Raw genomic sequence first — 25142 nt, 5'->3', positions numbered from 1 at the left:
CAGAATATTCTCAAATGAGTTTGTATCATTTTGTGACAAATACATAACCAAAACTAATAAAAAAGGTTATAGATAACTCTATAACCTTTTCGATAAATCAACACAAGCCAAAGTCATTAAATGCGTGTACGACGCTTTGCTGTTGGTCGAGATGATTGACGTTTAGACGCAGGCCTTGCTGCTACTTGTGAATGGCGTTTAACCGCACGACGGATCTGGTTTGCTTTGATGCGTCGTTGGTCTCGTTCAACAGCCACCTTAGTTTCTGTTTCAGCTTCAAGCCCAACCAACTCTCTTAGGTAATTGGTTTGTTGTAGGCCTAACTCAGTCCAGCCACCACGCGGCAGACCTTTAGGCAGGTCAATATCACCGTATCGCACCCGGATCAAGCGGCTGACTTGGACCCCAACGGCTTCCCACAAACGGCGTACTTCACGGTTACGCCCTTCTGTTAAGGTCACGTTATACCATTGGTTCATCCCTTCACCGCCACGGAAAGAAACCGTTTTAAATGCGGCCGGGCCATCTTCAAGCTGAACGCCTTGAGTTAATTGACGTATTTTTGCATCAGTGATTTCCCCAAATACACGAACAGCATATTCACGCTCAACTTCGCGACTTGGATGCATTAAACGGTTAGCCAGTTCACCATCGGTAGTAAACAGTAATAACCCACTTGTGTTCACATCGAGGCGACCAACCGCAATCCAGCGAGCTCCCACAAGTTTTGGTAAACGCGTAAATACTGTCGGGCGACCTTCTGGATCATGGCGAGTACACAGTTCACCTTCTGGCTTGTAATAAGCCATGACACGACAGATCTCTTTTTCAGGTTCTTTTATCGCTAATATCCGACCATCTAATCTAATTTTAGTCGCCGGTTTTACTTCAATACGATCACCTAGCGTCGCGATTTTACCATCGACACTAATGCGCCCTTCTTTTAGAAAAGTTTCAATTTCACGACGGGAACCATGCCCAGAGCGGGCAAGAATTTTTTGTAGCTTCTCAGTTTTTTGCGGTTTAGCGCTCATATAACCCTCAAATGTCGCCTTCACAGGCGTCAAATAGTTTTTCGTACACAGTGACGAAAAATAACGAATTGGAAAACCTGCGTATTATACACAGGTTTATGAGGATGCCCTATTATTAATCGACCCGCGATGATTATCGCTTATTCGAAAGGAGATGGGTCACCAGTACCGACACGAACGACAACTGGGCTATCATCCGTGAAATCAATTACTGTTGTGGGTTTTTGACCAATGTAACCACCGTGGATAACTAAATCGACCTGTTTACCGAGTAAATCACGGATCTCTTCAGGATCTGACTGCGTAAAGTCATCCCCCGGCATAATGAGGCTGGTTGACATTAATGGCTCACCAACAGCTTCAAGGAGGTCTCGAGCGATAGGATTAGACGGAACCCTTAACCCAATGGTTTTACGTTTTTCATTCATTAAGCGGCGAGGCACTTCTTTAGTTCCGCGCAGAATAAACGTGTAGTTGCCGGGCGTATTATTTTTAATTAACCGGAATGCCGTATTATCAACATGTGCATAATTTGATAGCTCAGAGAGATCTCTGCACATCAAAGTAAAGTTATGGTTGGCATCAAGTTGACGTATGCGACAAATACGCTGCAATGCCTCTTTCTCTTCCAACCGGCAGCCTATTGCATACCCAGAATCGGTTGGGTAAACGATAACGCCGCCCTTGTTTAAAATTTCAACACTCTGGTTGATTAACCGAGCTTGGGGATTATCCGGATGGATATAAAAAAACTGACTCATACAGACCTCTGATCTTTAGTATTGACAGCATCATCCGGTAAAAACCTTAAAATGGCACTATCTATTTACAATAAGAAAACACATCTCTAAAAAGACGCACTACTTTAATGACTTTCCAAATCACTCAGGTTGTTTCACTGGAAATGAGAATATCGAGAGGATAACTATGTGGCTAGCATCGTGCTCGGTATATCACTCCCACTGCACACTCAACCCAAATTGAAGTATCACTGTTATATTTTACACCGCATTTATTATACATCAACGCATTATGTCGTTTTTACTTCGTCCCATAATGTCCAAACCGCCCGTTGATCATCAGGCAGCCACAGGTTACGCCCAAGTTCAATCCACGAACATGGACGATGGAAATCGGAGCCCATTGACGTTTTTAAATTCGCGGATTGTGCAAGTTCATCTAGATACTGCTTTTCATTGGCAGGTTGCTGACAATGAGACACTTCCATTGCATCCCCCTGACACTGTTTAAAATAAGCTATCAAGCGTTTCAGCCATTTATTCGAAAGTTGATATTTCGAGGGATGCGCGAGTACAGCCACGCCCCCAGCTTGCTGGATCACCTTAACGGCCTCATCAATGGTGCACCATTTTGCCGGAACATAGCCCGTTTTCCCCTTTGATAGATAACGCTTAAAAACGTTATTGATAGTTTTCTCTTTCCCCGTTTTTACCAAATATTGAGCAAAATGCGCTCTGGTGACTTGTCCACCTTGGGCTATTTCTAACGCATTTTCCCATGCATCCGCTATGCCTGCTTTTTGTAGGCGACGGCCAATCTCCTTTCCGCGCTCGACCCGTAATACCGATTGCCGCTCTAATAGCTCAACCATTGCGGATGCTGTAGGTGAAAAATTTAATCCCACAATATGAATTTCAATATTTTCCCATAAGGTGGAAATTTCAACGCCATTAATCAAGGTTAAAGGGCGTTGTGCGTGTGAAAGGTATTCACGAGCCTCAATAACACCTTCACAGGTATCATGGTCAGTAATAGAAAGTACGTTAACCCCCATCTCAATTGCTCGCTCAACAACCTCAATGGGCGACAAATCACCGTCAGAAGCCTGAGTATGGCAATGTAAATCATATCGGGTCATTAATGGGCTCGAAAATTGTGACATAGCCTATTTCACTCCTTTTTCCCGTTTCTGGATATTTTTCCTAAATATAAATAACAAACCGCTTGACACAACTCACGCGATCCAGTTTACTAGTACACGAGACAAGTTACTGACCCGTATTAATGTGATTATCCAGAGAGGCACTGTATGAATATTCTTAATCTATCAAATCGTTGGTGGCGCAACTTCCCAAATTGGGCGGATGCCGCACACGCATAGATTAAATATGCCTAAGTGCCTAACCCGCCTTCACCCGCGGGTTTTTTTATGTCTAAAAACTGTTAAAAGGCAATAAAATGAATAACCAAAACACAACATTAGCACATTTTAGTTTTCTGGATAGTCCAATTAACTATCAGCAAGATCCAACATTGCTGTTTCATCACCTGTGCCACGACATTCCAGCAACTATGTTACTGGAGTCGGCAGAGATCAACAGCAAAGCCAATTTACAAAGCCTATTGATTGTCGAAAGTGCGCTACGCATTCGTGCATTTGGTCAACGGGTAGACGTTGAAGCATTGACTGAAAATGGTGCTCAATTACTCCCAGTCATCGCAACACAACTAGCTGATAAAGCTCAACATTATGAACTATCAGCACAACATTTGACGATGACATTTAGCCAACCGAATGGTGATCTTGACGAAGACAGCCGATTAAAAAGCGCATCATGCTTAGATGTATTGCGTTTATTGCCAACATTGGCTCAAGCGACTTCACAAAAATCTGAAAACCTATTTGTCGGTGGGTTATTTGCCTATGATTTAATTGCCAGTTTTGAATCACTTCCTGAAGTGAAAACGATAAATAATTGCCCTGATTACTGTTTTTTTGTCGCAGAACACTATTTAGTGATCGATCATCAAAATCAAGCGGCACGCCTAAAGAGCGCTATTTTTTCGACTGTGGATAGCCATGTAGAAACGGTCACACAACGTCACAACGAGCTGATAGCGGCATGCCGTCCGTTCTTATCACCTCTTCCATTAGGGAAAACGGAACAATTTCACGTTGAAACCAACAAAAATGATCAGCAATACGGTGCGGTAGTCAATGCAATGAAACAAGCCATTTATCGTGGTGATATTTTCCAAGTCGTGCCATCACGGAAATTTTCAATGCCTTGTCCTTACCCATTAATTGCTTATCAAAAGTTAAAGGCACAAAACCCGAGTCCTTACATGTTTTTTATGCAAGATCAGGACTTTTCACTGTTTGGCGCATCACCTGAAAGCGCATTGAAATACAGTGCAAGTGACCGCAAAGTTGAGATCTACCCTATCGCAGGAACTCGCCCTCGTGGTCGTGATGCCTCGGGAGCGATTGACTTAGATCTTGATAGCCGCATCGAACTTTCCATGCGTACTGACCAAAAAGAGTTAGCTGAACACCTCATGTTAGTTGACTTAGCCCGTAATGACTTAGCGCGTATTTGTGAGCCTGGTAGTCGCTATGTTGCAAACCTCACAAAAGTCGACCGCTATTCATTTGTTATGCATCTAGTATCACAGGTGGTTGGCACACTACGCAGAGATCTCGATATCTTTCATGCATACCAAGCGTGTATGAATATGGGCACGCTGACCGGAGCGCCCAAAGTTCGCGCTATGCAATTAATTGCTGAATATGAGCAGGAGCGCAGAGGCTCTTACGGTGGCGCTGTAGGCTATTTTACTGGTAAAGGGGATTTTGATACTTGCATCGTGATCCGCTCAGCCTATGTGGAAAATGGTATTGCTACGGTACAAGCGGGCGGAGGTGTCGTTTTAGACTCCTCCCCGCAAGGCGAAGCCGATGAAACACGTAACAAAGCTCGCGCAGTGATCCGCGCAATTGCCCAAGCACACCAAGCAGAGGAGTTATTTTAATGGCTAACATACTATTACTCGACAATGTTGACTCCTTTACTTACAACCTCGTTGACCAATTGCGCTCAGGGGGCCATCAAGTGGTCATTTATCGCAATACCGTCAGCGCAGAACGTATTCTATCTGTCCTCAATAACATGGATTCCCCTTTGCTGGTGTTATCACCGGGACCTGGGAAGCCAAGTGACGCGGGCTGCATGCCAGCGGTCCTTCAACAAGTGATCGGTAAATTACCAGTGATAGGTATTTGCTTAGGGCATCAAGCGATTATTGAAGCCTATGGCGGGCATGTTTCCTCTGCTGGAGAAATTTTGCATGGTAAATCATCCATGGCCACCCATGACCAACAAGCGATGTTTGATGGTCTCGATAACCCAATTCCCGTTGCGCGTTATCACTCTTTGGTCGGCAGCCAAATCCCTGAAAAACTGACAATTTGTGCACAATCTAACGGCATGGTTATGGCTGTTCGCAATGACAGTGATCGTGTTTGCGGTTTTCAGTTCCACCCCGAATCTATCCTAACAACTCAAGGGGCTATTTTACTGGAACAAACCGTTGCATGGGCGCTTTCAGCATCGATTGGCACAACAACACCATCATTTTAACCAGGGAAGAGACTCTATTATGCAAACTATTTTCGATAAACTATTCCGTGCACAAGCATTAACACAACAAGAAAGCCAACAGCTCTTTAATGGCATTATTCGCGGTGAATTAACGGAAGCCCAATTGGCTGGAGTGCTCGTCAGTATGAAAATGCGAGGTGAACAACCCGAAGAGATCGCAGGAGCCGCTTTAGCGTGCTTAGAAAACGCACAACCTTTTCCACGCCCTGACTACCCATTTAGTGATATCGTCGGTACTGGCGGTGATGGTGCCAATAGCATCAATATCTCAACGGCGAGTGCTTTTGTTGCCGCTCAAGCGGGGATCAAAGTCGCAAAACACGGTAACCGTAGCGTTTCTAGTCGTTCCGGCTCATCTGATCTACTCGCTGCTTTTGGTATTTCATTAGATTTAAGTGCACAAAGTGCGCGTGACGCATTGGATGAATTAGGCGTTTGCTTTTTATTCGCACCTCAATACCACAGCGGTTTCCGTCATGCGGCTCCTGTACGCTCTCAATTAAAGACACGCACGTTATTCAATGTGTTAGGCCCATTAATTAACCCTGCACGACCGCCTATTGCATTAATCGGTGTGTATCAAGCGTCATTAATTGAACCTGTAGCAAAAACGTTACAAATGCTTGGTTTTACTCGTGCAGCTGTGGTACACAGTGGTGGAATGGATGAAGTTTCTCTTCATGCAACCACGCAAGTTGCAGAATTAAACCAAGGCGCTCTGTCTTTCTATCAGCTCAATGCCGACGATTTTGGGTTGCAAGCTTATCAGCTATCTGATTTAGAAGGCGGAACGCCAGATGAAAATCGAATTTTGCTAAGTAATTTGTTACAGGGTCACGGAAAGCCTGCACATGAAGCCGCCGTTGCAGCCAATGTCGCCATGCTAATGCGGATCAATGGTTATGAAGACCTAAAAGCCAATAGTGAACACGCTCTAAATATTATTCGTAGTGGTGCTGCATTTGATCGCGTCACTGCGCTCGCTTCAAGGAACCAATAAAGATGAAAGCAACCGTACTGCAAAAAATTGTTGATGATAAGCTAATCTATCTGGAAGAGCGTAAACAACAACAACCTTTAGACAGCTTTATTGATAAAGTGCTCCCATCGAGCCGTCGTTTTTATGAAGCACTGTCCGCAAAACGCCCTGTATTTATACTGGAATGCAAAAAAGCATCACCATCAAAAGGGCTAATTAGGGAAGATTTTGATCCTGCCGTCATAGCGAACATTTATGCACCCTATGCGTCAGCTATTTCCGTCTTAACCGATGAAAAGTATTTTCAAGGGAATATGGCGTATTTGACCACTGTCAGTCGTACGGTTAAGCAACCCGTTTTGTGTAAAGACTTCATTGTTGACCCATACCAAATCTACCTTGCGAGATATTATCAAGGCGATGCTATTTTACTGATGCTCTCTGTCGTGAGTGATGAGCAGTACATTGCACTTGCAAAAGTCGCACACCAACTGAATATGGGTGTACTGACTGAGGTGAGTAACGAAGAAGAGTTAGAGCGAGCGATAAAACTAAAAGCGCGTGTTGTTGGCATTAATAATCGTGACCTCCGCGATTTATCAATCGACCTCAATCGTACCCGTGAATTGGCACCGCGTCTGCCAGAAGGCACCATTATTATTAGTGAATCCGGCATTCACCGCCACCAGCACATTCAATCTTTGAGCCAGTTTGCCAACGGTTTTCTGATTGGTAGTGCTTTAATGGAGCAAGCCGATCTTAACAAAGGATTGCAAAAATTATTAATTGGGGAACATAAAGTTTGTGGCCTAACCCGAAGCCAAGATGCGCAAGCCGCCCTTGCTGCGGGAGCAACTTACGGCGGCTTAATTTTTGCTGAAAACTCCCCGCGAAAAGTGACCCTGTCACAAGCAAGGCAGATAATACATGCCGCTCCACTACTATATGTTGGTGTTTTCCGTGACCAATCTGCTGATTTTGTTGCCCATATGGTCGAACAGCTGGCTTTATCAGCAGTGCAGCTCCATGGTCATGAAGATGCCGATTATGTGAAAAATCTACGTAGCCATTTACCTGAGCATTGTGAAATCTGGAAAGCCGTCAATATGTCACAACCTGATTTCAGCCAGTTTGATGGGCAACCGATTGATTTGCTGCTACTTGATAATGGTCGTGGCGGCAGTGGTCAAACTTTCGATTGGAGCAAGATCCCAAATAGCAGCCAATTTCGCGTGATGGTTGCAGGAGGCTTAAATGCCGACAATTGCCGTCAGGCTGCGACACTATTATGCAATGGATTGGATTTTAACTCAGGCGTTGAAACTGAACCGGGCATCAAAAGCGAGAAAAAACTGAATCAAGTTTTCAGTTCATTAGCACTCTAATCATCAAGAAAAGTAGCGCAATAGTGACTAAGAACTGAAATTGAATATGAATAGCATGACATCAAGAGACGAATAATAATATGAGTAAATTAGACCCCTACTTTGGTGAATTCGGTGGACAATATGTTCCTGAGATTTTAATTCCAGCCCTTAACCAACTGGAAGATGCCTTTATTGAGGCTCAAAACGATCCGACATTTATTAAAGAATTCCATGATCTCCTTAAAAATTATGCCGGTCGCCCTACTGCATTAACACTCTGTAGGAATTTAACCGAAGGCACTAAAACGAAACTATATCTAAAACGTGAAGATCTACTTCATGGTGGCGCACATAAAACTAACCAAGTATTAGGCCAAGCATTATTAGCTAAGCGAATGGGTAAAACAGAAATTATTGCTGAAACGGGTGCAGGTCAACATGGCGTCGCAACCGCTCTAGCGTGTGCTTTGCTTAATATGAAGTGCCGTATTTATATGGGGGCAAAAGATGTTGAGCGCCAATCACCTAATGTTTTCCGTATGAAGCTAATGGGTGCGGAAGTGATCCCTGTACACAGTGGCTCAGCCACCTTAAAAGATGCTTGTAATGAAGCGCTTAGAGATTGGTCTGGCAGTTATGATAAGGCGCATTACTTGCTAGGAACAGCGGCAGGCCCACATCCATATCCAACCATTGTCCGTGATTTTCAGCGTATGATTGGCGATGAAGCAAAACAACAGGTACTCGAAAAAGAAGGAAGACTGCCTGACGCCGTGATCGCTTGTATTGGTGGCGGCTCAAATGCAATTGGCCTCTTTGCATCATTTATTCCTGAAGAAAATGTGCGCCTTATCGGTGTGGAACCTGCGGGTTTGGGTATCGAAACAGGCCAACACGGTGCACCACTCAAGCATGGTCGCGTCGGCATCTACTTTGGTATGAAGTCACCGATGATGCAAACGGATGAAGGGCAAATTGAAGAGTCCTACTCTATTTCTGCTGGGCTTGATTTCCCATCTGTTGGACCACAGCATGCACATTTAAACAGTATTGGGCGAGCGGATTATGTTTCCATTACCGATGATGAAGCCTTAGCTGCCTTTAAATTGCTATCACGTAAGGAAGGTATCATCCCTGCATTAGAATCATCACATGCATTAGCGTATGCACTAAAACTCGCGGAAAAAGAGCCAAATAAAGAACAATTACTGATTGTGAACCTTTCTGGCCGTGGCGATAAAGATATTTTTACCGTACATGATATTTTAAAAAGTAAGGGAGAAATCTAATGGAACGTTATACTCAACTTTTTGAACGCTTGAACCGCGTTAACCAAGGTGCTTTCGTTCCGTTCGTAACATTAGGCGATCCTGACGCTGAGCTATCCTTAAAAATTGTAGATGCCCTAATTGCTGGTGGCGCTGATGCATTAGAAATTGGTATTCCTTTCTCCGATCCTCTCGCTGATGGTCCTACTATCCAAAATGCGAATTTAAGGGCGTTTAAAAGTGATATTACCCCAACATTGTGCTTTGAACTTTTGGCTCGGATAAGGCAGAAACACCCTGATATGCCCATTGGCTTACTTGTCTATGCCAATTTGGTCTTTAGTAATGGCATCGATAACTTTTATTCACGTTGTCAACAAGCTGGTGTCGATTCAGTATTGGTCGCAGATGTTCCTATGCGTGAGTCAAAGCCCTTTCGCGAGTCTGCCTTAGCACATGGTATTGCGCCTATTTTTATTTGCCCGCCAAATGCTGATGAGCCATTACTCAAGCAAATTGGTGAATATAGCCAGGGCTATACTTACTTATTATCAAGAGCAGGAGTGACAGGAACAGAAAAACGTGCTGAGACACCATTGACTAACTTAATTAGTCGGTTAAATGAGTATCAGGCAGCACCACCACTACAAGGATTTGGTATTTCTGAACCATCTCAAGTTAGCGAGGCAATCGCTAATGGCGCAGCTGGTGCCATTTCAGGCTCTGCCGTGGTTAAAATTATCGAAAATAATCTTCATCGCCCTGATATTATGCTGGCAGAACTTACCCAGTTCGTGGCAAAAATGAAGGCAGCAACACAAAAATAGCGAAATACCCCCACCCTCGATAAACGCCATATCCTGTATGGCGTTTTTTATTTACGATTTTAATTTGCCATTGCGGGCGTCTATAAGTTGAATTTTTTCCACTTTCTACTGATACTAAAATTATCAGCGAGAAACTAATTGTAATCATTGTTTATTATGCTGATAAGATCTTGTTGGATGACTTAACCATCACGTATTTTGGCGTTTGACACGTTAGGAGATAAAGGATGAAACTATTCAAATCTGTTAGTGCATTACTTGTCGCTTTCTTTATGGCTTTCACGCTAGCTGCTTGTGCACCAACCGATAAATCTGAAGGCACCGGTGGCTACATTGATGATACTGTCATTACGACTAAAGTAAAATCTGCCCTACTGGCTGAGAAAAACCTAAAATCAACTCAGATTAGTGTTGAAACCTTTAAAGGACGCGTGCAATTAAGTGGCTTTGTCGATTCTAAAGCAGATGCAAATAAAGCCATAGAGGTCACTAAAAAAGTAAAAGGCGTCCAATCTGTCATTGACTCAATGAAAATCCGCTAATACATCATCAATCAACCATTATAAATATCAGCTCAAATTGGGCTGATATTTATATCAGAAATATGTCTTACATATTTCCTAAAAATAATAATTACGTTACTTTAACACATTAACAATTGTTGGTATTTTGTTATTTTATCGTTATAAAAAATAGAGGTTATTATTTTCTATGAAATCGTATAATAGATAAATTACATTTTTAGTTAAAAAAATATTCCTAATTTGTATCCAAAAAAAATCCGAGAATAAATATTCTCGGATTTACTACTACATTCCATTTCAAGTTAGGCATCTGCCTATTATGCATCCTGCAAATTCGATTAGAAGCGGTAACCTACGCCAAACATAAATACGAATGGGTCAAGGCGAGTATCAACTTTTTGTTGAGCGCCGTTAAATTTAAATTTAACATCCGTATCAATATCCATCCACCAAAGAGAGGCGTTTAACATCCAATTTTCAGTCAGCATGTAGTCCATACCGGCTTGCGCTGCAAAGCCCCAAGAGCTAGACAGGTCAAGGTCACTCAAGCCCAGCTGTTTTGCCCCTGAATTAAATTTCTCATCAAAGAAGAAAGTATAGTTAATACCTGCACCTAAGTAAGGGCGTAATTTATCTTCTTTACTACCAAAATAATATTGTGCCATCAAAGTAGGTGGTAAATGATGAACTGTCGCAATATTGCCTAATTCACCTAAACTAACTTTATGCTCGAATGGCGTTGCAGCTAATAATTCCACACCGATATTATCGGTAACCATGTAGCTGAATGTCAGCCCTAATTGAGTATTATTATTTGCATTAAAATGACCTAGGCCACCTAATACATCATCAGAGCCTGCATTCGGACGGACAGTTGCAGTACCTGCACGGAAAATAAAATCGCCAGCTTCATGAGCAAATGAAGCAGCTGGTGCAAGCGTTGCGGCAGCTAAGACAAGCGCAGTGAGTTTTTTCATTATTAATCCCATTCCTGTGTTTATTATTTTGGTTTAAATATACCGTTTAATTTTATTTAATGTTCAAATCAAGATCACATCTTTTAATAAAGATAACCTAATCTGACTAAGTTGAATTTATTATTCCATTTATAATTTTTTTAATTTTGATGTAAATCAATTTTTGTTATATATACTTTAAAATAAGAATTGATTACCTCACTTTTAAATTTAATACACCACTTAAAGTTGCATTTAAAATATCCCTTAATAAAGATAGTAAAAATAAATGAAATCGCCTTTGCTAATCAGCCTTCACGCTGACTGCTCCTTTTTTGCTCACCCCCAGTCTTTTCTGATCTTTCTCTACCTATGCGATAGATACTCAGTTACAATCAGCTAAAATTTTATCCCGTTTGTAGATAGGAGCAGTTACATGTCCATTTCGGCCAACTCACTCATCAATGATAGTGTGAATTTTTTCAAAAATCAGTTAGGTGGCCTATTCACAATAGCGCTGTTAGCAGCTGTTGTGAGCGTTATTATTTACGCTATATTGATACCCGATCCACAACTCTTTGTGACTTATCTTGAATCTCTTAAAAAACTCACTGAAGTAGGGAGTCAGGGCGCCCAATACTGGTTGGAAAATATGACAGATCAAGAAAAAAATGCGATCATCCATGTTTTCTTTGGTACACTCTTCCCCACTATCTTAGGTAGCACCATATTAATTTGTGGGGTTTTATCCTATATCAACCGTCTTTCACGTGGTGAAGATATTACTGCTATGCAAGCCCTATCCTCATCATTGCCAAAAATCCCTTCTATTTTTTTACTCGTCCTCATTTGCTCTTTGCTTGTGCAGATAGGGATTAACTTGTTTATCGTTCCTGGGGTTCTTCTTGCAATTGGCTTTTCCTTAGCCCCTGCCGTGCTAATCAGCGAAAATGTGAGTCCATTTAGCGCAATAGGTAAAAGCTGGAAAATAGCCTATGCAAATTGGCGTATCATCTTACCTATGATTATGATTTGGCTAGCATCACAAATGCTGATCGCTTTACTTTTTAATATGTTTGAACTGAATTATATCGTATCTAACGGGATTTCATTTTTTGTCAATAACCTGATTGCAGCCTTTGTCCTGCTTTATTTTTTCCGCCTATATATGCTGGTGAATCTCAAATAGTGTTGTTCACTGGCACCATAAAAAAACTGCACCTAGTTATTATTAGGTGCAGTTTTTCATTTTAAATCGAAACTAGAGCGTAACTTGTTCTTCCATCTCTTTTATCTGTTTTTGTTGCTTACTTTGGATCAAACGGATAGCAAAATAGATATCAGGTACGACTAACAGATCATCATCTGAGCGACTAATTTTATTTTTCTCTAGCCAACTGTTGATTGATGTTCTTCTCCCCGCGAGTACTAACGTCACTCCTTTTGCCTTTAATCCAGTCACGATATCGTTCAAGGCCGAAAAAACACTCACATCATTATGAGTGAAACTAACAGCAGCATCGACAATCACCCATGCAGGACGTTTAGGCTGGTTATCCAAATGCTTATTTAAACGCTCTTTAAAATAGTTAACGTTAAAATAGGTCAATGGAGAGTTAAACCGGTAGATAAGCACGTCTTCAACAGGTTGAACGCCATTATCTTTAGAAATCGAATGCAACATTCCTTGGTCATCGACCCCTAACAATTGGTCTGTTGGGCGAAAAATAACTCTGATAAATTGTAATAACCCCAGTAAAACTGCCAATCCCACGCCGTTAATCAACCCTGCCACCAGCACTGCACCTAACGTAAAAATGCTCAGTGTAAAGGCTTGCTTATTACGTTTACGCATCGATAAAATATTACGAAAACTAAGTAGTGACCATGTCGATACAACCAGTACCATTCCCAACGCTGGCATTGGGATGTACTCTAATAGATCAACCGAAAATAAAAGTACGATTAAAATAGCTAACGCCGCAACAATAGAGACGAGTTGGGTTTTACCCCCCATCATATCATTAACGGCAGTACGGCTGCTGGCGGCACTTACAGCAAATCCTTGTGACAAAGCTGAGGCGAGATTTGCCATTCCCAATGCTCGTAACTCTTGATCGGCATCGACAGAATAGCCATTTTTACTTGCAAAACTTCTTGCCGTCATCATAAAACTAACAAAGCTAATAACGGCTAAGTTAAGTGACGGAGTGATCAGGTCACGCATTAAACCAGGATCAAACTGCGGCATTGGAATAAAAGGTAACCCCTCACCTAAATCCCCTACAATACTGATACCATATTTTTCAATATTAAATACATAACTGACCAAGGTTGCCAAAACCATTGCAATTAATAGTGATGGCCACAGATTACGTACTTTTTTGATCACAATGATAACCGCGAGCGTCGCAACTGACATCAGTAACGTAGGAATATGACTATCTAATAGCGCGGTAGGAAACGCCACCAAACGTTCAATAAAACCGCTCGGTAACTGAGTAATACCAAATATTTTCCCTATCTGGCTGACAATAATAGTTAATGCGACTCCATTTAATAACCCTTGCAAAATAGGTCGTGATAAAAAATCAGCAAAAGTTCCTAACCTAAATCGTGCGGCAATTAAACACCAAATCCCTGTCATCAAACTCATGACAATTATCAATTGCCATCGCGTCGCATCATCCCCCATAGCTAAAGGACTGACCGCCGCAGCGATTACCGCACAAGTCGCCGCATCGGGACCAATAATTAACTGTTTAGATGTGCCAAATAATGCGTAGATAATCATTGGAAAAACACAGGCATATAACCCTATAATCGCGTTTATTCCCATGAGTTCGGCGTACGCAATTGCAACAGGCAAAGCGACTGCAGCAACCGATAACCCCGCTTTTATATCAGGACCAAAATCAGCAAAACGATAATTAAATAACGTTTCTAAGCCGGGCATCCAGACAAACAGTCTCGCCTTTATCATTGTCGGAAAACTCTCTAAAAATTAATGAGTTAAATTATTATAAATACTATATATATCCGATATATTAAAGATTATCTATCACTTATCTCAAATAAAAGTAAAATAGTGCAAATATGATTGGTAACAAAGCATGTTTATTGGTAAAAAGAAGCAAATTTTTAACAATTAGCGCAAAAATCAGTTAAACTACCTCATTATTTTTTATGCAAGGCTTCGGTAACCACGGTTATGAAACAACTTATTGATTTTATCCCTCTGGTGATATTTTTTATTGTCTATAAAATTTATGGTATCTATTATGCCAGTGGTGCTCTATTAGTAGCGACGCCTCTTGCGTTACTCGCAACTTATTTAATTTATAAGCACGTCGAAAAAGTGGCCAAAATCACCTGTCTGATTGTGATGATTTTTGCTTCTCTCACTCTTATTTTCCACACGGATTCTTTTATAAAGTGGAAGGTGACCATTATCTATGCACTGTTTGCACTGGCATTATTGATTAGCCAATGGTTTACTGAAAAACCATTAATTCAACGTATGTTAGGCAATAATCAAGAAATTAGGCTGCCAGACAACATTTGGGTCAAGTTAAATAGTGCATGGGTGATTTTCTTTATTGCATGTGCTGCGCTGAATGTTTATATCGCATTTTGGTTGCCTTTAGATGTTTGGATGAATTTTAAGGTATTCGGTTTAACCGCTGGCACTCTGATTTTTACTGTGCTCAGTGTGATTTATATTTATAAAAATATGTCCAAAGAGCCTAGAGAGCAGCCAACAGAACAATCTAAAGAAGAAAAATAAACGTATTCAATAAAAAAACCTGCAAGAGCAGGTTTTTTTGTCTTTAACGTCCTTTACCTAATGCTTGTTCGATTTTCTTATCTGTATTGTATTGCGATAATGCATACACTGACCAAATCGCTGCTGGAAGCCAACCGATTAAAGTAATTTGTAAGATCAGACAAATAATACCTGCAAATGGGCGACCAATAGTAAAAAATTGCAGCCACGGTAGCAAAATTGCCAATATTAATCTCATGTCACCTCTCCACTACAGACTTAAAAACCTAAGATATCGCCATTGTAGACAGTCAACTTTCAATATGAAATATAAAAAACACTTCTTGCAGTTTCTTTGCATTTTTTTAGTCTATTACATTGATTATGTTTATGGTTTACCCTGCATAATAAACAATTAAAGCTCCCCTTTGCTGTTTTTGGCAGCAATGAAGTCATCGAAACATGATTCATCGTGACGAATACTCTGAATCTAGTTTATGATAAAAAACGAATTTGAATCGTTTTATATTTTGATAAAGAGTTTGATATGCAATTACCAAACGGGGAATTAGTTCTACGTACTTTAGCTATGCCTGCCGATACAAATGCAAATGGGGATATTTTTGGCGGCTGGCTAATGTCTCAAATGGATATAGGTGGCGCGATATTAGCCAAAGAGATCGCGCTGGGTCGTGTGGTTACTGTGGCGGTGAATGGTATTAAATTTCAAAAGCCCGTCGCCGTAGGTGATGTGGTATGTTGTTACGCTCGTTGCTTAAAAACGGGCAAAAGCTCCATTACCATTAATATTGAAGTATGGGTTAAAAAAGTGGCAACGGAGCCTGTAGGCCATCGTTATCGTGCAACCGATGCCGTTTTTACCTATGTTGCCGTTAATGATGATAATACACCTCGTGAACTGCCAAAAGAGAAACAGCATTTTCAGTTAGAAAGCACTGAATAGCGCCTGCATATCTATCGCCCTTAACGATAACCCCCCCACAACACTCTCTGTTATGGGGGTTTTATTTAGGGTCTATTTTGATTATTGCTTTAAACTTGGCTCACCGTACCATCAATTTTAAAGTAGATTTCTGTGACATAACCTTTTGCTGGAAGTTTTTCAAAAACCCAACGGTTCATCGCGCGTTTTACATCACGTTCAAATAAACCTTTAGGTGAAGATTCTACAAATTCAATATTCGTAACGCGGCCATCTTCAGTGATGTCATAACGTACTTTAACATAGCCATCTTTACCTAAGCGACGAGCGCGGTCTGGGTATGCAGGTGCCTGCTTGCGTAGCGCTTTAGGGCCACGACGCTCTGACGATTGAGCACTGTTCGTTGCCCCTTTGTTATTCGCCATGACGTTGGTATTCGATTTAGGTGCCCCTGCGTTAAGATTAGATAACGGTTTCAGATCATTTTTCGCTAACTGTTTCTCAACAGGTTTAACATCCTTTTTGATTTCACGCTTTTCTTCTTTCTTAGGTTTTGGTTTTTTCTTAACTTCAGGTTTCTTTTCTAGCGCGATCGCAGGTTTTACAACAGGCTCAGGCTCAACAATCGGTTCAGGTTCTGGCTCGGGTTCCGGTTCGGGTGCAGGTTGAGGTTCAGCGGCAGGCACCTCCGCTGGTTCATCTGATTCAAACGAGACCATGGCAACCGTTATTGGCTCCACCACAGGGGGCATTTTCGGTTGATTGAAAATCCATGCCATAGCAAGCCCTGCGTGAATAGACAATGAAATGATAATAATAAGAGGCCAACGGATCCAACGCATAAGAATTTTCTACCCTACGACTTTAAACCTTAAGAATATGACTGATAGTTTAAATGCAAATAGCAATCATATTCAATAAGGTTTGTCACTCAAAGCGAAAATTGTGAAACCGGACCTCAATCTTTTCACTCACTCCACTGGGTAAATAGCAAGGAGCGACGGCGTTTGTAGATATCAAATTTTCTTATCGCGTAAATAGTCATATTGCGCCTTGAGTGCCCTTCAAGCCAGCGACGACGGCGACGTAATGATTGTCTCAACATCCGCCAGCGACCAACTTCATGCCTACTACGTCTCATTTTTCTATCCTTTTATTACTGAGTTTAACTACATATGAAATTGGCAAAATATTATAGACCTTTGGTCACGCTAGCCAAGAAATACCTGTCATTTGATAAAAAAACCGTTCGAATAACGATGTTCATGATGCTAAAGGGGAACTTATAAATAGAATTAATTGTTTTTTCACCATTAATCTATAAGATTTAGCAAAGCTTTTACGATGAATGTTTGCTAAATTCTATCAGTGTTAGCATCAATTTTTATTTTTTATCAAATCTGTTTCATTTTTTGACTATTTTTACACTCTCCAATTTGTGAGGCATGTAATCGATTATGGCAACTGTGTATACGCTATTGAGCTGGTTATTATTTTTCGTCTATTGGCTAGTCATTGCAGCAATTACCGTTCGAATCCTTGTTAAACGACGCCCTGTCACTTCAGCGATGACCTGGTTACTGATCATCTACATTCTGCCATTGGTCGGTATCATTGCTTATATTGCCTTCGGTGAGTTACATTTAGGTAAACGGCGGGTTGATAAAGCGCAACAGATGTGGCCCTCTGTGGCAACTTGGCTCGAAAATTTACGTCACTCTAAACACATTTTTGCCACTGAAAATAGTCCTGTTGCCGAGCCACTGTTTCAATTGTGTGAGAAACGGCAAGGTATTGCTGGCGTTAAAGGCAATCGAATTCAATTGATGACCACTTGTGAAGAGTCATTAAAATCGATTGTCAATGATATCAATAATGCACAGCACTCAATCGAGATGGTATTTTATATCTGGCAACCCGGGGGATTGGTTGATGGTGTCACTGAAGCCCTACTCAATGCCGCTAAGCGAGGTGTCAAATGCCGTATTATGGTTGACTCGGCGGGTAGCTGGCATTTCTTCCGTAGCGATTACCCCGATAAAATGCGTGCGGCAGGTATTGAGTTTATCGAATCCTTAAAAGTCAATTTAATGCGTTTTTTCTTACGCCGCATGGACTTGCGTCAGCACCGCAAAATTATCGTGATTGATAATTATATTTCATATACTGGAAGTATGAATATGGTTGACCCTCGCTACTTTAAACAGGATGCAGGGGTCGGTGAATGGGTGGATATCCTTGTGCGCATGGAAGGCCCTGTCAGTACGACATTAGGTATTGTCTACGCCTTTGACTGGGAAATGGAAACGGGGCAACGTATTTTGCCACCCCCCCCAGACACGAATATTATGCCATTTGAGCAAGCTAACGGTCACACCACTCAAATGATTGCATCTGGGCCAGGGTTCCCTGATGAGTTGATCCAACAATCACTGATGACGGCTATTTTCTCTGCCCGCAAACAGCTTATCATGACGACCCCTTATTTCGTGCCGAGTGATGATCTATTGCACGCGATTTGTACTGCTGCCATGCGCGGAGTTGATGTCAGTATTGTTATGCCAAGGCAAAATGATTCATTTCTCGTGCGCTGGGCAAGCCGTTCGTTTTATACTGAACTACTTGAAGCTGGCGTGAAAATTTATCAATTTGAAGATGGCCTGCTACACACTAAGAGCGTTCTGGTCGATGGTGAACTAAGCCTCGTTGGTTCAGTTAACTTAGATATGCGAAGCTTATGGCTGAATTTTGAAATAACTGTTGTGATTGATGATAAAAACTTTGGTAGTGACCTTACTCTTGTTCAATATGATTATATCGCACGTTCCACACGCCTTGAGATAGAAGAGTGGGAGCAACGGCCTTTCTGGAACCGAGTTGTTGAACGTTTATGCTATTTCTTTAGCCCATTATTGTAATTTTTTATTTTAGGAACTGTCATGACTAAGCCACAATCCATTAAACTTATTGATGAAGATGAAATCATTGAGATAGCCTATGACCTGTTCCTTGAGCAAGCAATGGATAATTTAGAGCCAGCCGATCAAGTTATTTTTGCATTGCAATTTGAAGAGTGTGGCGCGGCTGAAATTGTTCCTCTCAGCCAACATTGGCGGGATGTTATTCAGCCTGATTTTGATTTAGATACATTGAGTGAAGTGATTATTGGGTTGGCGCAATCCGATGACGATGAAATTGCTGACATTTTTGCCCGCATTTTAATTAGCCGCCATCCAGCCCAACCTTTTCACCATATTTTATGGAAGCGCTAGTTTCGTTAAACATGCCGCAATGAGGATATAGCAACCTGCTATTAAAAGTAATCGTGAATTTAAATTCGCTAAACGCGCCCTAGCTTTTAAGTTAGGGCGCGATTTTTATGGTCAATATCAATAAATGATCCCAAGAAAAATGCCAGTTAGCATCACTAACTGGCATTCTAACTAGGCATACAAATCCGTTATAGTGGATCGACTTTTAAACAAGATACCGCATGTTTAAAGCTCCCTTCTAATAAAGGTTTTGTTTTAGCACAGCCCTCATCAGCAAGTGGACAGCGAGTTCTAAATACACAACCTGAAGGCGGATTAATCGGTGACGGCAGTTCCCCTTCAAGTAATTCAATGGTTTTATTTTTTTCCTTGTCAGGATCAGGAACGGGTACCGCAGACATTAGTGCTTTGGTATAAGGATGAAGTGGATTGTTATACACTTCATCATAGGTGCCTAATTCAACGGCATTTCCCAAATACATCACTAATACACGGTCAGAGATATGTTTGACGACCGCGAGGTCATGGGCAATAAATATTAAGGATAGGCCCATTTCCCTTTGAAGCTCTTGTAATAAGTTAACGACTTGCGCTTGAATAGAGACATCAAGTGCAGAGACAGGCTCATCACAAATGACCAGTTTAGGCTCAAGGATCAATGCCCTTGCTATCCCAATACGCTGGCACTGCCCCCCTGAAAATTCATGGGGATAACGGTTAATCAGATTAGGTAATAACCCTACCCGCATCATCATTTTTCTGACCTTTTCGATCACTTCAGATTGCGGCATTTTTGGATTATACGTTTTCAATGGCTCGGCAATAATGTCGCCTATCGTCATGCGAGGGTTCAGCGATGCCAAAGGATCTTGGAAAATCATTTGAATATCGCTACGTATATCCCGCCACTGTTTTTCATTTAATCCTAATAAATTATTCCCCAGCCAGCTCACAGAGCCGCCTGTCGATTTTACTAAGCCAATAATGGCACGTGCGAAAGTTGATTTCCCGCACCCTGACTCCCCAACAACACCTAATGTTTCGCCTTCATACAGACGTAACGTCACGCCATCAACAGCTTTTAAGCTTTTATCAGGCTGCCAGAACCACTGTTTTTTATCTCGAATAGAGAAATGCACTTTTAAATCATTGACCTCGAGCAAAACTGGCCTATTTTCATGTTGTGTCATACCAGCTCCTCCACCGGCTTAAAGCAAGCTCTTAATCGACCCGCTGAAAATGCATTCAGCTCAGGCTCTTGTTCAATACATTGTGCATTCGCATATTGGCAACGTGGCGAGAATGGGCAGCCTTTTGGTAAGCGCAATAAGTTAGGAGGGTTACCCGCTATGGTCGCTAGGCTTTCATCATCGCCATCCAAACGCGGCACTGCGGCAAGTAGCCCTAATGAATAAGGATGAGAGGGTTGATAGAAAATATCTCGGGCTGAGCCATACTCCATAGTGCGCCCCGCATACATCACTAACACTTTGTCACACACGCCTGCGACGACACCTAAGTCATGGGTGATCAAGATAATAGCGGTATCAAACTCTTTTTTCAGTTCATTTAACAGAGTCATGATTTGTGCTTGAACCGTGACATCTAACGCGGTTGTCGGCTCATCGGCAATCAATAACTTAGGCTGACACAATAACGCCATCGCAATCATAACCCGTTGACGCATCCCCCCAGAAAACTCATGGGGATACATATTCATTCGTTTACGTGCTTCTGGCATTTTAACGGCATCTAACATGCGAACAGATTCCTCAAATGCCTCTTGCTTACTCATCCCTTTATGTAGCATTAACACTTCAGATAATTGTGTGCCAATCTTTAAATATGGATTGAGAGAGGTCATCGGGTCTTGGAAGATGATAGAGATTTCTTCCGCACGCATCTTATTTAACGCTTTTTCTTTTAAATTTAAAATTTCACGTCCGTTAAATATCGCTGAGCCACCTATTTTGCCGTTACGCGCTAACAGCCCCATTAATGCAAATGCTGTTTGTGATTTTCCTGAGCCTGACTCACCGACAATACCCAGTGTTTCGCCAGCACGTAGTTCAAAATTCAACTTGTTGACTGCGGTGACATCACCATCAGGAGTTGAAAAGGTCACATTGAGATCTTTTACACTCAAGAGAGGGTTAGATGATTGAATATTAGACATAATAGCTCCCTCTAACGGTCTTTCGGGTCGAGGGCATCACGTAAACCATCGCCGATAAAGTTAAAACAAAACAGAGTTACTACTAGGAAACCCGCGGGGATCAGTAATAGCCATGGCGTCACTTCCATTGAGTTTGCCCCATCACTCAATAACGCTCCCCAGCTACTAAGCGGCTCTTGTGTCCCTAACCCTAGAAAGCTTAAAAATGATTCAAATAGGATCATACTTGGCACCAGTAATGACGCATACACCACAACCACACCTAATACATTAGGAACGATATGGCGCAAAATAATATGACGCGTACTCACCCCACAAACTAAAGCAGCCTCAATAAACTCTTTGCGTTTCAGTCCTAAAGTTTGCCCACGAACGATACGCGCCATATCCAGCCAAGAAACCATCCCTATCGCAACAAATATCAATAAGATATTTGTACCGAAGAGTGTTACCAACAAGATCACAAAAAACATAAATGGAAATGAGTTTAAGATCTCCAACAAACGCATCATGATGGAGTCCACTTTCCCGCCAACATAACCTGCAATAGAGCCATATAAGGTACCAACAACCACAGCAACCAATGCAGCAGCCACCCCTACCATCAGAGAAATTCGTCCACCAATCGCTACCCTCACCAAAAGATCACGGCCAGAGGCGTCGGTGCCAAAATAGTGACCACTTGCCAAATCAGGAGGCATCGACATCATTTCCCAATCAGTATCATCATATAAAAAGGGAGATAACATGGGGGCAAAGATGACAAATAAGGTGATCAAAAATAGGATAAAGAGGCTAAAAATTGCCGCTCGGTTATGCATAAACCGACGTCGTGCATCCTGCCATAAACTGCGCCCTTCAATATCTAATTGCTCAGAAAGCTTTTCCAGAGCTTCACTATTTTTTTGATTTAATAACATAGCGTTCTCTCCGGACTAATAGCGAATTTTCGGGTCGATAACGGCATACAGCACATCGACAATAGCGTTAAAGGTAATCGTTAATACGCCAACTAAGATTGTTAGGCTAAGCACCAAAGAGTAATCACGGTTCAACGCGCCATTAACAAACAATTGCCCTATACCTGGTAAACCAAAGATAGTTTCAATAACCATCGAACCCGTAATAATCCCCACAAAAGCAGGCCCCATATAAGAAAGCACAGGGAGTAATGCTGGTTTTAAGGCATGTCGTAAAATGATCGTACGCAGTGGTAAGCCTTTTGCGCGTGCTGTACGAATAAAGTTGGAGTGCATGATTTCAATCATGGAGCCACGCGTAATACGCGAAATGCTTGCAATATAAGCTAGTGATAATGCCACCATCGGCAAAATCATATGTTTGAGGTTACCACCATCCCAGCCACCACCGGGGAGCCATTTCAAATGAATGGCGAATATCAGCACCAATAACGGTGCCACAACAAAGCTTGGGATGACAACCCCCGTCATGGCGAACCCCATGACTGTAAAATCCCATTTGCTATTTTGATTCAATGCGGCAATAACCCCCGCTGTCACACCAAAGAAAACGGCGACGATAAAAGCAGTTGCACCTAATTTCGCAGACACTGGGAAGGCTTTCGCCACTAAGTCGTTAACGCTGTAGTCTTTATATTTAAATGATGGACCAAAGTCACCTTTAGATAATTGAACTAAATAGCTGAAATACTGTTTATACATAGGGTCATTCAGATGGTATTTCGCTTCAATATTTGCCATAACTTCAGGTGGTAATTTACGTTCCCCCGTAAAAGGGCTGCCTGGTGCTAAACGCATCATAAAAAATGAAATTGTAATAAGAATAAAAAGTGTCGGGATCGCTTCAAGTAAACGCCGTAAAATAAATTTTAACATTGCCCTTTCCTACTTCCGTTGCTTAGTCGGACCAATAATCATATTGTTATCCGGCTCCGAAGAGCCGGATTATTATTGTTAGTGCTTGATAATATAAAGGTCTTTTGTATGCAGGTTGTCTAGCGGGTCTTTTCCTGTATACCCACCTACATACGGCTTAACTAAACGAGTATTAACATAGTAATAAAGAGGCACAACAGCGGAGTCTTTATCTAGGATTTTTTCTGCTTTATTGTACAAATCAGAACGTTCTTCATCTGTTTTCACTTGCAAAGTCTGCTTCATCACCGCATCAAATTCTTTGTTCTTATAGTGAACCGTATTATTACTACTATTAGACAGTAACATATTGAGGAAGGAAGACGGTTCATTATAGTCAGCACACCATCCTGCACGTGCGACATCATAAGCACCTTGGTGTCGGCTATCTAAGAAGGTTTTCCACTCTTGGTTTTCCAATTTCACTTCTGCGCCGATATTTTTCTTCCACATTGATGATGCAGCAATGGCAATACGTTTATGTAAATCGGAGGTGTTATACAGCAGGTTAAATTTCAACGGATTCGATTTATTATAACCAGCTTCTTCAAGTAGCTGTTTCGCTTTTTCATTGCGTTGCTCTTGCGTCATGTTGGTATACCAATCCGGTTTTTCAGTTTTCATGCCACTGGTAAATGGCGGTGTGAAACCATATGCCGGAATATCCCCTTGAGCCTTCACTTTATAGGTGATCACATCCCTATCCATTGATAGCTTCAATGCCTCTCTGACTCGAGGGTCATTAAATGGCGGTTTTTCGTTATTAATTTCGTAGTAATAAATGCACAGATATGGGTTCACGCGTAACTCATTAGGCATGCTTTTTTGTAGGCTCTTAAATTGCTCAATTGGTAAATTGCTATAGGTCATATCAATTTCACCGCTGCGGTAGCGGTTAACGTCAGTCACCTCTGAAGAAATCGGCAGGTAGGTCACTTGATCGATAATGGTATTAGCGTTATCCCAATATGTTGGACTACGCTCAAGAACGATACGTTCGTTAACGGTCCAATCTTTTAGTTTATAAGCACCATTGCCTACAAAGTTTTGTGGTTGCGTCCATTTAGCGCCATATTTCTCAACCACTTTTTTATTAACTGGTGACATTGATGAGTGGATCATCAATTTGGGGATATAAGGAACCGCCTCACTTAACTCCAGCACAAGAGTATGATCATCTAATGCTTTAACACCCAGCTCTTCGGGTTTTTTCTTTCCGGTAATAATATCATCGACATTCTTAATGTGTGCATATTGTAGATAGCTCGCATAAGGAGAAGCGGTATCAGGGTCAACGATACGTTGGAAACTATAAACGAAGTCTTGTGCTGTTACAGGGTCACCGTTTGACCATTTAGCCCCTTCACGAATTTTAAACGTCCACTCTTTAAAATCTTTATTTTCCCAACTTACAGCTGAGCCAGGTAAGATTTCACCATTAGGACCTACGACCGTTAAACCTTCAAAGAGATCACGCGCTAAAGCCGATTCAGGAACACCTTCAATTTTATGTGGATCTAGGGATTGAGGTTCAGAGCCATTATTACGGACTAACGTTTGTTTTTCTGCAAGTTCAACACCAGCAGGCACTGTAGCGGCAAAGCTGCTCGCTATCCCCCCTGTCATCAATCCAGCGGCAACACCTAAAGCAATCATGGTTTTATGAATGTGTTTACTCATTTTATCCGTTACTCCCATACCATATATTATGGTGACATTGTGGATTAATATG

General features: G+C 41.7%; 23 protein-coding genes, 1 pseudogene and 1 other annotated feature. Of the genes and pseudogenes, 11 read left to right on the top strand and 13 right to left on the bottom strand.

Annotation, left to right across the window (positions count from 1 at the left end; genetic code table 11):
• Window positions 1–116 precede the first annotated feature (116 nt).
• The 3 genes from rluB to rnm all read right to left on the bottom strand — a co-directional run bounded on the left by rluB (window position 117) and on the right by rnm (window position 2937).
• A complete protein-coding gene (gene rluB, locus PR833_RS14745; protein ID WP_014656052.1) occupies window positions 117–1034 on the bottom strand; it encodes a 23S rRNA pseudouridine(2605) synthase RluB in 918 nt (305 codons plus the stop codon).
• A 140-nt stretch (window positions 1035–1174) separates the two neighbouring features.
• On the bottom strand, window positions 1175–1795 hold the full coding sequence (locus PR833_RS14740; RefSeq protein ID WP_004920184.1) for an L-threonylcarbamoyladenylate synthase: 621 nt from the start codon (window positions 1793–1795) through the stop codon (window positions 1175–1177).
• 269 nt (window positions 1796–2064) lie between these two features.
• Entirely contained in the window at window positions 2065–2937 is an 873-nt protein-coding gene (gene rnm / locus PR833_RS14735) for an RNase RNM (RefSeq protein ID WP_076914026.1), read from the bottom strand.
• Window positions 2938–3105: 168 nt separating this feature from the next.
• Window positions 3106–3206 (top strand) — a sequence feature (Trp leader region).
• A gap of 27 nt (window positions 3207–3233) precedes the next feature.
• Here rnm and PR833_RS14730 point away from each other — a divergent pair.
• The 6 genes and pseudogenes from PR833_RS14730 to PR833_RS14705 all read left to right on the top strand — a co-directional run bounded on the left by PR833_RS14730 (window position 3234) and on the right by PR833_RS14705 (window position 10420).
• A complete protein-coding gene (locus PR833_RS14730; protein WP_036940367.1) occupies window positions 3234–4808 on the top strand; it encodes an anthranilate synthase component 1 in 1575 nt (524 codons plus the stop codon).
• Window positions 4808–6437: pseudogene (gene trpD / locus PR833_RS14725) on the top strand (bifunctional anthranilate synthase glutamate amidotransferase component TrpG/anthranilate phosphoribosyltransferase TrpD). Before PR833_RS14730 ends, trpD begins: the two are co-directional and overlap by 1 nt.
• 2 nt (window positions 6438–6439) lie before the next feature.
• Window positions 6440–7801, top strand: a complete 1362-nt coding sequence (gene trpCF / locus PR833_RS14720) for a bifunctional indole-3-glycerol-phosphate synthase TrpC/phosphoribosylanthranilate isomerase TrpF (RefSeq protein WP_272526275.1) — start codon at window positions 6440–6442, stop codon at window positions 7799–7801.
• Between the two features lie 80 nt (window positions 7802–7881).
• Window positions 7882–9072, top strand: a complete 1191-nt coding sequence (gene trpB, locus PR833_RS14715; RefSeq protein ID WP_014656054.1) for a tryptophan synthase subunit beta — start codon at window positions 7882–7884, stop codon at window positions 9070–9072.
• Window positions 9072–9878, top strand: coding sequence for a tryptophan synthase subunit alpha (trpA, locus tag PR833_RS14710; RefSeq protein WP_014656055.1), 807 nt, complete (start codon window positions 9072–9074; stop codon window positions 9876–9878). The genes trpB and trpA overlap by 1 nt, the downstream gene beginning before the upstream one ends.
• Before the next feature lie 227 nt (window positions 9879–10105).
• Entirely contained in the window at window positions 10106–10420 is a 315-nt protein-coding gene (locus PR833_RS14705) for a BON domain-containing protein (RefSeq protein ID WP_004920212.1), read from the top strand.
• Window positions 10421–10740: 320 nt separating this feature from the next.
• Here PR833_RS14705 and ompW read toward each other — a convergent pair whose 3' ends face one another.
• Complete coding sequence (gene ompW, locus PR833_RS14700) at window positions 10741–11379, bottom strand: outer membrane protein OmpW (RefSeq protein WP_014656056.1); 639 nt, start codon at window positions 11377–11379, stop codon at window positions 10741–10743.
• A 415-nt stretch (window positions 11380–11794) separates the two neighbouring features.
• Here ompW and PR833_RS14695 point away from each other — a divergent pair, with 415 nt between their 5' ends.
• Entirely contained in the window at window positions 11795–12547 is a 753-nt protein-coding gene (locus PR833_RS14695; protein ID WP_272526274.1) for a YciC family protein, read from the top strand.
• A gap of 72 nt (window positions 12548–12619) precedes the next feature.
• On the opposite strand, the gene PR833_RS14690 is transcribed toward PR833_RS14695, so the two are convergent.
• Window positions 12620–14341, bottom strand: coding sequence for a SulP family inorganic anion transporter (locus PR833_RS14690; protein WP_041704982.1), 1722 nt, complete (start codon window positions 14339–14341; stop codon window positions 12620–12622).
• Between the two features lie 228 nt (window positions 14342–14569).
• Between PR833_RS14690 and PR833_RS14685 the strand changes: the two genes are divergently transcribed.
• On the top strand, window positions 14570–15145 hold the full coding sequence (locus tag PR833_RS14685) for a septation protein A (RefSeq protein WP_004920227.1): 576 nt from the start codon (window positions 14570–14572) through the stop codon (window positions 15143–15145).
• 43 nt (window positions 15146–15188) lie between these two features.
• On the opposite strand, the gene PR833_RS14680 is transcribed toward PR833_RS14685, so the two are convergent.
• Window positions 15189–15383: a YqaE/Pmp3 family membrane protein gene (locus PR833_RS14680; RefSeq protein WP_004920230.1), complete on the bottom strand. Its 195-nt coding sequence runs from the start codon at window positions 15381–15383 to the stop codon at window positions 15189–15191.
• Between the two features lie 288 nt (window positions 15384–15671).
• On the opposite strand from PR833_RS14680, the gene yciA reads away from it, so the two are divergent.
• A complete protein-coding gene (yciA, locus tag PR833_RS14675; protein ID WP_004920237.1) occupies window positions 15672–16088 on the top strand; it encodes an acyl-CoA thioester hydrolase YciA in 417 nt (138 codons plus the stop codon).
• A gap of 89 nt (window positions 16089–16177) precedes the next feature.
• Here the strand turns inward: yciA and PR833_RS14670 are convergent, their stop codons facing one another.
• Together PR833_RS14670 and PR833_RS14665 are read right to left on the bottom strand one after the other, a co-directional pair.
• Window positions 16178–16909: a TonB family protein gene (locus PR833_RS14670; protein ID WP_141173274.1), complete on the bottom strand. Its 732-nt coding sequence runs from the start codon at window positions 16907–16909 to the stop codon at window positions 16178–16180.
• Between the two features lie 125 nt (window positions 16910–17034).
• Window positions 17035–17208 carry a YciY family protein gene (locus tag PR833_RS14665; protein ID WP_004920240.1) on the bottom strand — a complete coding sequence of 58 codons (174 nt, stop codon included), beginning with the start codon at window positions 17206–17208 and terminating at the stop codon, window positions 17035–17037.
• Window positions 17209–17524: 316 nt separating this feature from the next.
• Here PR833_RS14665 and cls point away from each other — a divergent pair, with 316 nt between their 5' ends.
• Together cls and PR833_RS14655 are read left to right on the top strand one after the other, a co-directional pair.
• Entirely contained in the window at window positions 17525–18985 is a 1461-nt protein-coding gene (cls, locus tag PR833_RS14660; protein ID WP_004920244.1) for a cardiolipin synthase, read from the top strand.
• 21 nt (window positions 18986–19006) lie between these two features.
• Window positions 19007–19339, top strand: coding sequence for an HI1450 family dsDNA-mimic protein (locus tag PR833_RS14655; RefSeq protein WP_040133201.1), 333 nt, complete (start codon window positions 19007–19009; stop codon window positions 19337–19339).
• Window positions 19340–19527: 188 nt separating this feature from the next.
• Here the strand turns inward: PR833_RS14655 and oppF are convergent, their stop codons facing one another.
• From oppF to oppA, 5 genes are all read right to left on the bottom strand, one after another.
• Window positions 19528–20529 carry a murein tripeptide/oligopeptide ABC transporter ATP binding protein OppF gene (oppF, locus tag PR833_RS14650; protein ID WP_004920250.1) on the bottom strand — a complete coding sequence of 334 codons (1002 nt, stop codon included), beginning with the start codon at window positions 20527–20529 and terminating at the stop codon, window positions 19528–19530.
• Window positions 20526–21515, bottom strand: coding sequence for an ABC transporter ATP-binding protein (locus tag PR833_RS14645; protein ID WP_004920252.1), 990 nt, complete (start codon window positions 21513–21515; stop codon window positions 20526–20528). The genes oppF and PR833_RS14645 overlap by 4 nt, the downstream gene beginning before the upstream one ends.
• Window positions 21516–21526: 11 nt before the next feature.
• Window positions 21527–22435 carry an oligopeptide ABC transporter permease OppC gene (oppC, locus tag PR833_RS14640; RefSeq protein ID WP_014656062.1) on the bottom strand — a complete coding sequence of 303 codons (909 nt, stop codon included), beginning with the start codon at window positions 22433–22435 and terminating at the stop codon, window positions 21527–21529.
• Window positions 22436–22450: 15 nt separating this feature from the next.
• Window positions 22451–23371 carry an oligopeptide ABC transporter permease OppB gene (gene oppB / locus PR833_RS14635; RefSeq protein ID WP_004920256.1) on the bottom strand — a complete coding sequence of 307 codons (921 nt, stop codon included), beginning with the start codon at window positions 23369–23371 and terminating at the stop codon, window positions 22451–22453.
• A gap of 78 nt (window positions 23372–23449) precedes the next feature.
• A complete protein-coding gene (gene oppA / locus PR833_RS14630) occupies window positions 23450–25090 on the bottom strand; it encodes an oligopeptide ABC transporter substrate-binding protein OppA (protein WP_014656063.1) in 1641 nt (546 codons plus the stop codon).
• Window positions 25091–25142: the final 52 nt, after the last annotated feature.

It is taken from the genome of Providencia sp. PROV189 (assembly GCF_028480065.1).
In the GTDB taxonomy this organism is placed as follows: Bacteria; Pseudomonadota; Gammaproteobacteria; order Enterobacterales; family Enterobacteriaceae; genus Providencia; species Providencia stuartii.
The sequence above is the reverse complement of the archived record's forward strand: the minus strand, read 5'-3'. Positions and strand labels throughout refer to the sequence as shown.

Bases quoted from the DNA above. Each gene is read 5' to 3' on its own strand.
- trpB (WP_014656054.1), top strand. From the start codon at position 7,882: ATGAGTAAATTAGACCCCTACTTTGGTGAATTCGGTGGACAATATGTT.
- oppC (WP_014656062.1), bottom strand. From the start codon at position 22,435: ATGTTATTAAATCAAAAAAATAGTGAAGCTCTGGAAAAGCTTTCTGAG.
- cls (WP_004920244.1), top strand. From the start codon at position 17,525: ATGGCAACTGTGTATACGCTATTGAGCTGGTTATTATTTTTCGTCTAT.
- PR833_RS14655 (WP_040133201.1), top strand. From the start codon at position 19,007: ATGACTAAGCCACAATCCATTAAACTTATTGATGAAGATGAAATCATT.
- PR833_RS14680 (WP_004920230.1), bottom strand. From the start codon at position 15,383: ATGAGATTAATATTGGCAATTTTGCTACCGTGGCTGCAATTTTTTACT.
- rluB (WP_014656052.1), bottom strand. From the start codon at position 1,034: ATGAGCGCTAAACCGCAAAAAACTGAGAAGCTACAAAAAATTCTTGCC.
- trpA (WP_014656055.1), top strand. From the start codon at position 9,072: ATGGAACGTTATACTCAACTTTTTGAACGCTTGAACCGCGTTAACCAA.
- yciA (WP_004920237.1), top strand. From the start codon at position 15,672: ATGCAATTACCAAACGGGGAATTAGTTCTACGTACTTTAGCTATGCCT.
- trpCF (WP_272526275.1), top strand. From the start codon at position 6,440: ATGAAAGCAACCGTACTGCAAAAAATTGTTGATGATAAGCTAATCTAT.
- ompW (WP_014656056.1), bottom strand. From the start codon at position 11,379: ATGAAAAAACTCACTGCGCTTGTCTTAGCTGCCGCAACGCTTGCACCA.
- PR833_RS14695 (WP_272526274.1), top strand. From the start codon at position 11,795: ATGTCCATTTCGGCCAACTCACTCATCAATGATAGTGTGAATTTTTTC.
- oppA (WP_014656063.1), bottom strand. From the start codon at position 25,090: ATGAGTAAACACATTCATAAAACCATGATTGCTTTAGGTGTTGCCGCT.
- PR833_RS14705 (WP_004920212.1), top strand. From the start codon at position 10,106: ATGAAACTATTCAAATCTGTTAGTGCATTACTTGTCGCTTTCTTTATG.
- rnm (WP_076914026.1), bottom strand. From the start codon at position 2,937: ATGTCACAATTTTCGAGCCCATTAATGACCCGATATGATTTACATTGC.
- oppF (WP_004920250.1), bottom strand. From the start codon at position 20,529: ATGACACAACATGAAAATAGGCCAGTTTTGCTCGAGGTCAATGATTTA.
- PR833_RS14740 (WP_004920184.1), bottom strand. From the start codon at position 1,795: ATGAGTCAGTTTTTTTATATCCATCCGGATAATCCCCAAGCTCGGTTA.
- PR833_RS14665 (WP_004920240.1), bottom strand. From the start codon at position 17,208: ATGAGACGTAGTAGGCATGAAGTTGGTCGCTGGCGGATGTTGAGACAA.
- PR833_RS14670 (WP_141173274.1), bottom strand. From the start codon at position 16,909: ATGCGTTGGATCCGTTGGCCTCTTATTATTATCATTTCATTGTCTATT.
- PR833_RS14645 (WP_004920252.1), bottom strand. From the start codon at position 21,515: ATGTCTAATATTCAATCATCTAACCCTCTCTTGAGTGTAAAAGATCTC.
- PR833_RS14685 (WP_004920227.1), top strand. From the start codon at position 14,570: ATGAAACAACTTATTGATTTTATCCCTCTGGTGATATTTTTTATTGTC.
- oppB (WP_004920256.1), bottom strand. From the start codon at position 23,371: ATGTTAAAATTTATTTTACGGCGTTTACTTGAAGCGATCCCGACACTT.
- PR833_RS14690 (WP_041704982.1), bottom strand. From the start codon at position 14,341: ATGATAAAGGCGAGACTGTTTGTCTGGATGCCCGGCTTAGAAACGTTA.
- PR833_RS14730 (WP_036940367.1), top strand. From the start codon at position 3,234: ATGAATAACCAAAACACAACATTAGCACATTTTAGTTTTCTGGATAGT.